General features: G+C 33.2%; 13 protein-coding genes. 7 read left to right on the top strand and 6 right to left on the bottom strand.

All coding sequences use genetic code 11. The features are described 5' to 3' along the window. Positions 1-32: 32 nt before the first annotated feature. From rocD to AC000W_RS15335, 3 genes are all read right to left on the bottom strand, one after another. Positions 33-1277 carry an ornithine--oxo-acid transaminase gene (gene rocD / locus AC000W_RS15345; protein WP_474749555.1) on the bottom strand — a complete coding sequence of 415 codons (1245 nt, stop codon included), beginning with the start codon at positions 1275-1277 and terminating at the stop codon, positions 33-35. A 315-nt stretch (positions 1278-1592) separates the two neighbouring features. Beyond that, positions 1593-1970, bottom strand: coding sequence for a DUF6768 family protein (locus AC000W_RS15340; protein ID WP_474749554.1), 378 nt, complete (start codon positions 1968-1970; stop codon positions 1593-1595). After that, positions 1954-2511 carry an RNA polymerase sigma factor gene (locus AC000W_RS15335; RefSeq protein WP_474749552.1) on the bottom strand — a complete coding sequence of 186 codons (558 nt, stop codon included), beginning with the start codon at positions 2509-2511 and terminating at the stop codon, positions 1954-1956. The genes AC000W_RS15340 and AC000W_RS15335 overlap by 17 nt, the downstream gene beginning before the upstream one ends. Positions 2512-2630: 119 nt before the next feature. Here AC000W_RS15335 and rlmD point away from each other — a divergent pair, with 119 nt between their 5' ends. The 6 genes from rlmD (at position 2631) to AC000W_RS15305 (ending at position 7305) form a co-directional block, all read left to right on the top strand. After that, positions 2631-4046, top strand: coding sequence for a 23S rRNA (uracil(1939)-C(5))-methyltransferase RlmD (gene rlmD / locus AC000W_RS15330; RefSeq protein WP_474749551.1), 1416 nt, complete (start codon positions 2631-2633; stop codon positions 4044-4046). 21 nt (positions 4047-4067) lie between these two features. After that, entirely contained in the window at positions 4068-4574 is a 507-nt protein-coding gene (locus AC000W_RS15325) for a DUF6452 family protein (RefSeq protein ID WP_474749549.1), read from the top strand. Then, positions 4555-5301: a DUF6048 family protein gene (locus AC000W_RS15320; RefSeq protein WP_474749548.1), complete on the top strand. Its 747-nt coding sequence runs from the start codon at positions 4555-4557 to the stop codon at positions 5299-5301. The genes AC000W_RS15325 and AC000W_RS15320 overlap by 20 nt, the downstream gene beginning before the upstream one ends. 125 nt (positions 5302-5426) lie before the next feature. Further along, a complete protein-coding gene (locus AC000W_RS15315) occupies positions 5427-6371 on the top strand; it encodes an alpha/beta hydrolase fold domain-containing protein (protein WP_474749546.1) in 945 nt (314 codons plus the stop codon). A gap of 160 nt (positions 6372-6531) precedes the next feature. Further along, positions 6532-6993 carry a carboxymuconolactone decarboxylase family protein gene (locus AC000W_RS15310; RefSeq protein ID WP_474749545.1) on the top strand — a complete coding sequence of 154 codons (462 nt, stop codon included), beginning with the start codon at positions 6532-6534 and terminating at the stop codon, positions 6991-6993. A gap of 27 nt (positions 6994-7020) precedes the next feature. After that, a complete protein-coding gene (locus tag AC000W_RS15305) occupies positions 7021-7305 on the top strand; it encodes a hypothetical protein (RefSeq protein WP_474749544.1) in 285 nt (94 codons plus the stop codon). Positions 7306-7314: 9 nt separating this feature from the next. Here AC000W_RS15305 and AC000W_RS15300 read toward each other — a convergent pair whose 3' ends face one another. Together AC000W_RS15300 and AC000W_RS15295 are read right to left on the bottom strand one after the other, a co-directional pair. Then, a complete protein-coding gene (locus AC000W_RS15300; protein WP_474749542.1) occupies positions 7315-8271 on the bottom strand; it encodes a DUF2911 domain-containing protein in 957 nt (318 codons plus the stop codon). A 110-nt stretch (positions 8272-8381) separates the two neighbouring features. Next, complete coding sequence (locus AC000W_RS15295) at positions 8382-9539, bottom strand: THUMP domain-containing class I SAM-dependent RNA methyltransferase (protein ID WP_474749541.1); 1158 nt, start codon at positions 9537-9539, stop codon at positions 8382-8384. A gap of 74 nt (positions 9540-9613) precedes the next feature. On the opposite strand from AC000W_RS15295, the gene AC000W_RS15290 reads away from it, so the two are divergent. Further along, positions 9614-10285: a ZIP family metal transporter gene (locus AC000W_RS15290; RefSeq protein ID WP_474749540.1), complete on the top strand. Its 672-nt coding sequence runs from the start codon at positions 9614-9616 to the stop codon at positions 10283-10285. Between the two features lie 34 nt (positions 10286-10319). Here AC000W_RS15290 and trhA read toward each other — a convergent pair whose 3' ends face one another. Continuing rightward, positions 10320-10949, bottom strand: coding sequence for a PAQR family membrane homeostasis protein TrhA (gene trhA / locus AC000W_RS15285; RefSeq protein WP_474749538.1), 630 nt, complete (start codon positions 10947-10949; stop codon positions 10320-10322). Between the last annotated feature and the right edge of the window lie 90 nt (positions 10950-11039).

Genomic DNA, 11039 nt, shown 5'->3' with positions numbered 1-11039 from the left:
TAAAAAATCCTCGGTAAAGCCCGAGGATTTTTTTATTTATTAAAGTCTTTCAGTGTTTTAATTATAATTGAAACACAGTCCAACAATTGTTCTTGGCTCATTACCAAAGGAGGCGCAAAACGAATAATATTACCATGAGTTGGTTTTGCTAACAATCCATTTTCTTTTAACGCCATGCAAATATCCCACGCTGTAGTACTATCCTCAGAATCATTAATCAATATAGCATTAAGCAATCCTTTTCCCCTTACTTTAGTAACCAGGTCACAACTAGGAATAAACTTGTTCAATTCTTCTCTAAATAGCTTTCCGAGCTCGTTTGCATTCTTTGCTAATTCTTCTTCTTTAACAACTTCTAAGGCTGCTATTGCAACGGCAGCGGCAACTGGATTTCCGCCAAAAGTACTCCCATGATTACCTGGCCCAATAACATTCATAATGTCATCATTAGCTAAAACAGCAGAAACAGGATAAGCTCCCCCGCTTAAGGCTTTCCCAAGAATAAGAATATCTGGTTTTACATTTTCATGATCAACAGCAAGCATTCTTCCCGTTCTGGCAATACCCGTTTGTACTTCATCAGCAATAAACAATACATTGTACTTACCACAAAGCTCTTTTGCTGAACTTAAATATCCTTCAGAAGGCACATAAACTCCAGCTTCGCCCTGTATGGGCTCCACTAAAAATCCTGCAATATTTTTATCGTTCTTTAATGCATTCTCCAAGGCTTCAAGATTATTATACTCAATTTTTATAAACCCGTTAGTAAAGGGTCCAAAGTTTTTTCTAGCTACTGGGTCATTGGAAAAAGAAATGATAGTTGTGGTACGACCATGAAAATTATTTTCACAAACTACTATTTGTGCTTCATTTTCTGAAATTCCCTTTTTCTCATACGCCCATTTTCTACATACTTTCAACGCAGTCTCCACGGCTTCCGCACCTGTATTCATTGGTAACAACTTGTCAAAACCAAAAGTTTCTGTAGCATATTTTTCATACTTACCAAGCATATTATTATAAAATGCTCTTGAGGTAAGTGTTAGGTTTTGTGCTTGGTTTACCATTGCACCAACTATTTTAGGATGGCAATGTCCTTGGTTAACTGCTGAATAGGCTGACAGAAAATCGTAATATTTTTTTCCTTCAACATCCCAAACAAAAACACCTTCTCCCCTATTCAATACAACTGGCAAAGGATGATAGTTATGGGCGCCATACTTATTCTCCAAAGCAATAGCATCCTCAGAAGTGATTCTTTCTAAAACTGACATGATTTTAAATTATTTAAGTAAAACTATAGCAATTCCTTCTTAGGGAGAGAAATCATCCTTTGTAGAACGGCTAAATTACTAATTTTTATGACATTTTGATGTTTTCCAAATGTTAGAAAATAAATTCCAAATAATATTTCCTGACAAGTGACTTGTAAGAAAAATCCGTGTCTAATAAGTAGGATGGGTATTAAAACATGTTCTCAATAAATTTTGGTGGTTCCCCAAACACGCCAGCATTGTTAAATCAATGCAAGAAAAAAGCCTTATTTTAAAATAAGGCTTTTTTTATTTCTCTTTACCAAGTAGTTCAAATCACTTATGAGATAGAACGGATATTTGCAACTCTAACCTTTTTAATTCTCGTAACAAATCATTTTTATCCATTTGCATCCACATATAAAGTTTTATCATACTTAGCGCCATAAGGCATATAAAAATACCTGTTCCATAAACTAGCAACTCATTCGTACTATTTGTATCGGCAAAATGAACCGCACAAAAAATTAGCAACCCTAAAAGGCCTATGCTAGCTATGTTCATAATAATTGCTAGCCATCCCATTCTGCCTTTATAGAGACCACCCAATTTTCCAAACAAATTTTGCTCACCTAAATTATCATAAAACTTTGCTTCATCTTGACTTAATGCCTCTTTTATCATTTCATCTATTTTTTCAATGTCTTTTTTCATCTTTATTGTTTTTTAAAATTGTTTTTAATTTTTCTCTTGCATGGAACAGTCTAGATTTTACAGTTCCAACAGATACTTCTAGTATATCACTAATCTCTTTTAAGGAATATTCCTCTATATAAAATAACTTTAACACTACTTGCTGATTATTGGGCAACAAACGAATCGTATTTAAAAGCCTAGTAATCTCTAATTCCCTTTCTGAGCTATCTTCATTAACTTTTGATACATGGTAATAGCTTTCAAGTTTGTTTTTATCTCTTTTTTCTTTGCTTATAAAATCCAAAGATTTTCTCGTAACAATCTTAGTGGCCCAGCTTCCAAAACTGTTTGGCTCTTTAAGATTTCCTAATTTGTTGATGATAACATTCCAGCAATCTTGCACTATATCTTTGGAAGCATCAAAATCTTTTGTGTACCAAAAGGAATGTCTGCAAAATTTTCCGTGGTAACGGTTTACCAATAAAGATAGGGCCTTCTTGTTCCCGGATTGATATTCCAATACCAGTAGTCCATCAAATATTTTATTGGTATTTTTCATGCTTGGCTTCTATCATAAGGACATAAAAAAACTTAAAAGGTTCAAAAAATCTAAACATTTTTATCAGTTCATCTTAAAGATACCTGTTCTATATGCAAACCTATTCCTATTTTTGCCGCATGCGAAGAAAAAACAATAGAGTAGTTTTTGAAAATGTTGAAGTGATAGATGCTGGTGCCAAGGGAAAAACCGTGGGTAAAGCACCCGATGGCAGAGTCATTTTTTTAACAAACACAGTTCCTGGTGATATTGTAGATGTACAGACCACAAAGAAGCGAAAGGCTTATTTTGAAGGAGTTGCCACCAACTTCCACACCTTATCCAATAAACGAGTAGATGCTGTTTGTGAGCATTTTGGTGTATGTGGAGGGTGTAAATGGCAACATATGGGCTATGAGCATCAATTGTACTACAAACAAAAGGAAGTTGAGAATAATTTAGTTAGAATAGGACATTTGGAACTCCCGGAAACATTGCCCATACTAGGTTCTAAAAAGCAATATTTCTACAGAAATAAAATGGAATTTTCCTTTTCTGATAGTCGTTGGCTTACACTGGACGAGATTAATTCTGATGAACAAATTGAAGACAAAAATGCATTGGGGTTTCATATCCCGGGCATGTGGGATAAAATATTGGATGTAAAAAAATGTCATCTACAAGAAGACCCATCCAATACAATTCGGTTAGAAGTAAAGGATTTTTCTACAAAGAATGGATTGTCTTTTTTTAATCCTAGAAATCAAAAAGGACAACTTAGAACACTAATGATAAGAACAACTTCTATTGGAGAACTCATGGTGCTTATCCAGTTTTATGAAAATGATGAAGCAAAAAGAGCTTTGCTTTTAGAGCATTTAAAAATCACCTTTCCCGAGATTACTTCATTACTCTACGTTATAAATCAAAAGCAGAACGATACCATTTATGACCAGGAAGTAATCTGCTATGCTGGGCAAGACCACATTTTTGAGAAAATGGAGGGGTTAAGGTTTAAAATAAATGCCAAGTCCTTTTACCAAACCAATTCAGAACAAGCCTATGAATTATACAAAGTAACCAGAGATTTTGCTGAACTTACTGGAGATGAATTGGTGTATGATTTGTATACTGGAACTGGAACTATTGCTCAGTTTGTAGCAAAAAAGGCAAAAAAAGTGGTGGGCATAGAGGCTGTCCCAGTGGCAATAAAAGATGCTAAGGCTAATGCAATTCTTAACAAAATTGAAAACGCTGATTTTTTTGTTGGAGATATGAAAAATGTATTTAATGAAGATTTTATTAATATCAATGGAAAACCAGATGTTGTTATTACAGACCCGCCAAGAGATGGTATGCATAAAGATGTTGTTAATCAAATATTAAATATAGCCCCAGAAAAAATAGTTTATGTAAGTTGCAATAGTGCAACGCAGGCAAGGGATTTGGCGCTAATGAACCATATGTATAGTATTGAAAAATGTCAGGCTGTAGATATGTTTCCACAAACTCATCATGTTGAAAATGTTGTACTTTTGAAAAAAAGAAATTCATAAACTGCTTTTCCCAATTTTTCTATGAAGAAAATTAGCATTGTCCTTTTTATAGTCATAACAATCATTTTTATTGGCAGTTGTGAGAAAGATGATATTTGTGTGGATAATGATACTCCCCTATTAGTTATTGACTTTTATAATATTGCCGATACTTCGGCTGTAAAGGCAGTATCTAAATTAAGAGTAGGTGGCCTAGACCAAGAATTTACGGTAAACACTGTAAATGACCGAACAAATTTAGAAAGCATAAGCATTCCCCTTAAAACCGATGATATAACTACCAGTTATGCGTTAATAAAAGATTCTGCTGATGATGATGAAGGCAATGAAATTGGGAACCCAGATGTGCTTACTTTTAATTATATGGTGAAAGACACGTTTGTTTCCAGAGCTTGTGGTTTTATTGCCAATTATGAAAATTTGTCTGTAAGTCTTACAGCGGATGCGGATCAATGGATACAAGATATAATTATAGTGGATACCCTAATACAAAATCAAACTGCGGCCCATGTCAAAATATATCATTAGCCTATTATTCCTTGTGTCTTTTGGTTTAGGATACAGCCAAAATGAGTCCATAGACTTACAGCCAAAAGATACAGTGGTACATAAACAACAGTATGGTATTAGAGCAGGAGTAGATTTGAGTAGAATTGCTCTTTCATTTTTAAATGATGATTATACTGGTTTGGAACTAGTTGGAGATTATAGATTAACATACAAGCTCTATTTGGCAGCTGAGTTGGGGAATGAGGAAAGAACCAAGCAAGAAGACTTGTATAATTTTACTACATCTGGTAGTTATATTAAGTTGGGTGTAGATTACAATACTTATGAAAATTGGTATGGTATGGACAATTCCATACATATTGGAGGCCGCTATGCATTTAGCACCTTTAGCCAAACTTTGAACGAGTATCAATATTATGATACCAATAGGTACTGGAACCCTAGCAGTTTTGTTACAGGTTCTACTGCTCCTGAAGATTTTAGTGGGCTTAATGCCAGCTGGCTAGAATTTGTTCTGGGAATAAAAGCAGAACTTTTTGCTAATATCTACCTTGGTGGCAGTGTTAGACTGGGTTATCTAATTTCTAACAAAGAATCTGATAGATTCCCAAACCTTTGGATTCCTGGCTTTAACAAAGTTACAGATGGCAGTAATTTTGGTGTCGGTTACAATTACTCCATTACCTACTTTTTACCACTTTATAAAAAGGCAAAAAAGAAAAAGGAAGAGGCTGTAAATCAATAAAATAGAACTTCGCATTGCTGCGTTTTTTTGTTTAACAAAATACTTTTTTCTCTTATAAAAGTTTAAATTAGTATTATATATACAATTCTAATCACTAATCTAAATACCAAAAACCAGCCTTTAACATGATGAATTATAAAAAATATTTTTGGATTATAGGCGTACTACTAATTGTAGCCTGCAACGATACAAAACCAAAAGAAAAGACAACTCAAGAGACTGTTCCAAAAATAGACCAAGTGGCTGGACTATTTTCTAACCACCAAGTTATATCTAATATTGAATATTTAGACATAAACGGCACAAGCATGCAATTGGATGCCTATGTACCAGCAATTAGAATAGGTGGTCCGCCATGGATAGAGTATTCAAATGATAAAAAGCCTACACTTTTATTTTTACATGGTGGCGGTTGGACCAGTGGTGACAAAATATCCCGTTCTCTATACTTAATGCCTTTTGTGCAGAAAGGTTGGTGTGTAGTAACTGCCAATTACAGACATTTAGACAAAACAGATTTGGCAGGTTGTATTAGCGATTCTAGGTCTGCTCTTAATTGGATATATGAAAACAGTGACAAGTATAAGTTTGACACTTCAAAAATTGTAGTGTCGGGTGAATCTGCAGGTGGTCATTTAGCGCTAATGACTGGTCTTATTTCCAATGATCAAGATTTTCAAGCGCCAAAAACCAACAAAAAATTGAGTGTTGTTGGCATCATCAATTGGTTTGGAGTTGCTGACCTTAACTTGGCATCCGAAAATTGGGATGATGAACGCATTAAGCTGGTTACTGGAAATGCTTCCAATCCAAAAGCATATTTAGAGATGTGTTCCCCAATTTCGTATTTAGGAACAAGCTCACCTCCAATTCTATCTATACACGGAAATTTAGACGTTTCAGCAAATTACGAACAATCAGTGCTTCTTCATCAAAAACTAAATGAAATGGGACTTAAAAATGAGTTTCTAACAATTGATGGAAAAAAACATGGGAATTTTAGCAAAGTAGAAATGACCATGGCCTATAATAAAATATGGGAGTTTACAAAAGGCTTGGGAATTAATTAAAATAGTTCCAAAACTGTAAGGTATTTAGGTTGTAATCGACTTAAGTATAAAACATTGTGTTTTTAACAAAGGGTAGTGCAAATGCACTACCCTTTGTTTTATTTTACAATAAATACTATTATGAACAATAAAGTTGTTAGCTTTAATAAATGTAAAAACTATGTCCGAAATTAAATTTAAAAACACACGTTTTAATCCATCCATAACTCCTTTTGAAGAGCTATCGGTTCAAATAGCAAAAGCTTATGGCTATACCGCGGATTTGTCTATAGATAAGCATTTGGCGCAATTATTACGGCTTAGAGTAGCTCAAAAAAACGAATGTGCTTATTGTATTATTTTGCATAGTAAAGCATCTAGAGATATTGGTATTTCAGAAGGAAAAGTAGATAATATATCATCCTGGTATAATAGCGACTTGTATACTGGTGACGAAAAAATTGTATTGGCCTATTGCGATGTTCTCACGGACGGAATTTCAAAAGATTTTCAAAAGTATCATGATGCATTATTAGGTAGATTTTCTGAAAAAGAAATTGCAGAAATTGCTGCCATAATTATAAACATGAATATTTGGACACGATTAAAATTAGCTCAAGGGCAAGTACCATATATAGGTTAGTAAATTTCAAACAAAACAAACATTAGCATGGATTTATTTAAATCATTGTCAAATTTCATAAAAAATAAAGAGGAAACAGTATCTAATACATCTCCTGAGGGTTTGTGCCCAAATTGTTGGGGAAGGCAAGAATATAGTGGGCAGTTCTACATGGCCATTAAAAATGAAGGTATTGATATTAACACTGTAGACAGCAAAAAAGGGTGGGTACAGGAATATGCAGAAAAACATTTGCATAACATTCAATTAAAACAAGAGAATGAAAATGTGGCATGCCCAAAATGCAAAATAACTTATAGACCTGCCAATTAAAGGCTTAACTTAATTTTCTTCTTTTTCCCAATTTGCAATAGTTTTATCTATTTGCATTTGTTCATTAAAAGTGTGGTAGTATAGAAAACTACCTGTAAGTGCTTTCATTTTATCAGCTGATTTCAAGGCTTCTTTAAAATTATATTTATTGGCTAGTATTCGTGCTTTTATCCAATACATGTTTCCCATTAGAAACTCTTTTGCCGTATAATTTGGATTCCAACCGTTTTTCAATTTCAACACTTCTTCTTCGCTCTTATTTATCCATTCCAGAGCCAAATCCATTTTTGTGTTTTGTTTTAATAAATATTCCGCTCCTTCCATATAGCTAACCCACTTTAACAAAGGGTCGGCTGTTTTATAACTTTCCGTCAATGCATTTTGTATATACAATATGTGATTGGTTTTAACTTCAAACCCAATTTTATATCGTTCCCAATTAAGATAAACAGTACCAAACTCTGGCCCTCTATTTTCAACAGAATAAGTAAGATTTTCTGTAAATCTAGATTGGACAGGAAGGCTTTTAACTCTAAGTACATCTTCCTTTTCATCATATCTAAAAGAACCCCATTGTTCATAAACTTTATTAAAAATTAACTCCCACTGGTCATTCTCTTTAGGAAGAATAAAAAAGCCATATTTACCTGCTGATAATTTTTTTCCATTGATTTCAACATTCTCACCAAACTCTATGGTAGTAGCATTATTTGCACCAGCTCTCCAAACTTTATTATAAGGAACTAGTTCTCCCCAAACATTTCTTCCTTTAACAGACGGGCTACTATATTTTATATCTATACCTGTATATCCTATTCTATGATAGAGCTTCTTATCTGGGCTATGACGTGGTGAAACTTCCATTCCAAATGACCATTGCCCATAACCTTGAATTGAAAATAGAAATACTACTATAACACCAAAAACATATTTCCATATTTGAATCCTTCTTTTTTTTGATTTCATTGCTTATACTATTTAAACAATGATACCAGATATTGAATAGATACTATAAACTTTTCTATTCAAAACTATTCAAAATGGACTTCAAAAAAAGTAGTATGTAATTTGAAGTATTATTGGTTTTTTGAAGCCTTTTTGCTTCCCTCATAAATATCATACTTTACCAGCCGTGATTCCAAGTGGCTATTGAAAACTTTTATTTTTCGTGATGGTCTAAGCCCTACATATTTTAAGGCTTCAAAATTGGAAGTAATTAGCCAAGCTTCAGTACCTGGATAGTTCTGTTTTAGTGTATCTCCAATAGATGCGTAGAACTCCTCCATTTCAATATTCAACCGTTCTCCATAGGGTGGGTTAAAAACCATATGTAAATGATTATCAGTTGGTTTTAACGTTTTAAAGAAGTTTTTTCTTTCAACAGTTATATATTCCGACAGATTGGCATTATCAATATTTTCAATTGCTTTTCGTACTGCTGACGGAGCCTTGTCATAACCAATAATTTTATGATGAAACTCTCTGGTTTTATTTAAGCTCGCATCAACAATTTTGCCATATAGTTCTTCATCAAAGTCTGACCATTTTTCAAATGCAAAACCTTTTCTGTTGATATTTGCAGGAATATTACAGGCAATCATGGCTGCTTCAGTTAAAAATGTACCACTACCGCACATAGGGTCAATAAAATCACTTCTACCATCCCATCCACTCAACAAGAGAAGTCCAGAAGCCAAAACTTCATTAATAGGAGCAATATTGGTAGCAATTCTATAACCACGTTGGTGCAAAGACCTCCCAGATGAATCCAATGAAACGTTACATTGGTCTTTTTGTATATGTATGTTTAAACGAAGATCTGGATTCTTAACATCAACATTGGGTCTACGTCCTTTTTTATCTCTAATTTTATCTACAATGGCATCCTTTGCTTTTTGAGAAACATAAAGTGAATGTGTGAAATTTTCTGAATTCACTGTCGTATCAATAGCAAAGGTGGTATCTGGAGTAATATATTCATCCCAATTGATTGTATACATTCTCCTATATAAATCATCTTCGTTCCTTACCTGAAAAGAATGGATGGGTTTAATAATCTTTATAGCTGTTCTTAAACAAAGGTTTGCTTTATACATAAAGCCCATATCACCATCAAATGAGACACTTCTTACACCCTCTTTTACATTCCCCGCGCCAAGATTACGAAGCTCTTTTGCCAAAATTTCTTCAAAACCAAATAAGGTTTTTGCTAACATTCTAAAATTGTTCCCCATATATTTCTAAAAGAATATGACAAAAATACGCTAATTTTAACCTCTTGCATTTAAATATAAAATGCATTTGATACATGATATACATTTTACCCATATTGGCAGTTCTTTCAAGCTTTGTTTTTGTTCTTATTATAAAACCAAAAAACAAAGCAAAAGTAAAATTACTCTTGGCATTTAGTGGTTCTTTCCTACTGGCCTTAACAATTTTTGAACTTTTTCCATCTATATATCAGGGAACTAATACAAAAACTGTAGGGGTCTTTATAATGCTTGGAATTTTGTTTCAGATATTTCTTGAATTCTTTTCAAAAGGAGCTGAGCATGGTCACGTTCATTTGGAAAAAGAGAATACTACATTTCCATTATTACTATTAATAAGCCTTTCAATCCATTCGCTTTTAGAAGGGTTTCCAATTGAAAAGTATGACAGTATCATCTACGGGGTTTTAATTCATAAAATACCTATAGCTATTATATTAAGTATCTTTTTAATTGGTTCCAAAATAAAACTATCAAAGGCGGTTTTTTTTATTGTTTTATTTTCAATAATGACACCTTTAGGAACTTATTTAGCTGCAAATTTGGCTTTTTTACATTCGTATGAACCACAAATAACCGGTTTGGTAATTGGTGTTTTTTTACATATTTCCACTGTAATTTTATTCGAAAGTTCGGAAGGACACTCTTTTAATCTTAACAAACTGATTGTAATTGTATTAGGAGTTGCTTTAGCTTATTTTTTGTAGGTTATATTATTGATTATCAATCTAATATATTGTTTCACACAACATCATTGTAAATAAATAACCAATGAGAAATACTCCCGCTAAGGACAAAAAAATGCCAAATTAGGTGGTTATAAGGAATTTTCTTAAAAGCATAAAAAATAATCCCAAAAGTGTAAAAGGCCCCACCTAAAAAAAACAGCCACTTTCCTTTCTCTGAAATTTGATTCCATAAACTATTAAAATCAAATACAATTAACCACCCCATTATTAGGTATAATGCCAGAGAAAGAATTTCAAATTTACCTGTAAAGAATAATTTAAATAATGTCCCTATTATGGCAATTGTCCAAATAATATAGAATATAAACCAACCCTGACCTTGCTCCAATGTTATAAGTGTTACAGGAGTATAAGTGCCTGCAATTAAGAAATAAATACTTACATGATCAAAAATTCTTAATCTACTTTTCCTTTTGGGTCCATTTGCCATATGATACATGGTGGATGCAGTATATAAAACAATTATTGAAACTGAATAGATTACAATAGCATTGGTACTATATATTGTTTTATTTGTGTTTTTGTTCAAGAGAAGCACAAAGCCAATTACACTGAGTAAAATACCAACTGCGTGTGATATAGCATTTAGTTTTTCTTCTCCTTTATGTATATTGGTTTTCATTTGTTCAAATATAATCTTTGACCACAGTGTAAAACAAAAAAAAGCTCCTTACGATTGTAAGGAGCTTTTCAAGAAAGGCGGCGGCCTACT

The sequence above is a fragment of the Saonia sp. genome, from assembly GCF_056326165.1.
Note: the sequence above shows the minus strand (reverse complement) of the source record. Positions and strands in the feature narration are given on the sequence as shown.

Excerpts from the sequence above, each read along its gene's own strand:
- rocD (WP_474749555.1), bottom strand. The coding sequence starts at position 1,277 with ATGTCAGTTTTAGAAAGAATCACTTCTGAGGATGCTATTGCTTTGGAG.
- AC000W_RS15340 (WP_474749554.1), bottom strand. The coding sequence starts at position 1,970 with ATGAAAAAAGACATTGAAAAAATAGATGAAATGATAAAAGAGGCATTA.
- AC000W_RS15335 (WP_474749552.1), bottom strand. The coding sequence starts at position 2,511 with ATGAAAAATACCAATAAAATATTTGATGGACTACTGGTATTGGAATAT.
- rlmD (WP_474749551.1), top strand. The coding sequence starts at position 2,631 with ATGCGAAGAAAAAACAATAGAGTAGTTTTTGAAAATGTTGAAGTGATA.
- AC000W_RS15325 (WP_474749549.1), top strand. The coding sequence starts at position 4,068 with ATGAAGAAAATTAGCATTGTCCTTTTTATAGTCATAACAATCATTTTT.
- AC000W_RS15320 (WP_474749548.1), top strand. The coding sequence starts at position 4,555 with ATGTCAAAATATATCATTAGCCTATTATTCCTTGTGTCTTTTGGTTTA.
- AC000W_RS15315 (WP_474749546.1), top strand. The coding sequence starts at position 5,427 with ATGATGAATTATAAAAAATATTTTTGGATTATAGGCGTACTACTAATT.
- AC000W_RS15310 (WP_474749545.1), top strand. The coding sequence starts at position 6,532 with ATGTCCGAAATTAAATTTAAAAACACACGTTTTAATCCATCCATAACT.
- AC000W_RS15305 (WP_474749544.1), top strand. The coding sequence starts at position 7,021 with ATGGATTTATTTAAATCATTGTCAAATTTCATAAAAAATAAAGAGGAA.
- AC000W_RS15300 (WP_474749542.1), bottom strand. The coding sequence starts at position 8,271 with ATGAAATCAAAAAAAAGAAGGATTCAAATATGGAAATATGTTTTTGGT.
- AC000W_RS15295 (WP_474749541.1), bottom strand. The coding sequence starts at position 9,539 with ATGGGGAACAATTTTAGAATGTTAGCAAAAACCTTATTTGGTTTTGAA.
- AC000W_RS15290 (WP_474749540.1), top strand. The coding sequence starts at position 9,614 with ATGATATACATTTTACCCATATTGGCAGTTCTTTCAAGCTTTGTTTTT.
- trhA (WP_474749538.1), bottom strand. The coding sequence starts at position 10,949 with ATGAAAACCAATATACATAAAGGAGAAGAAAAACTAAATGCTATATCA.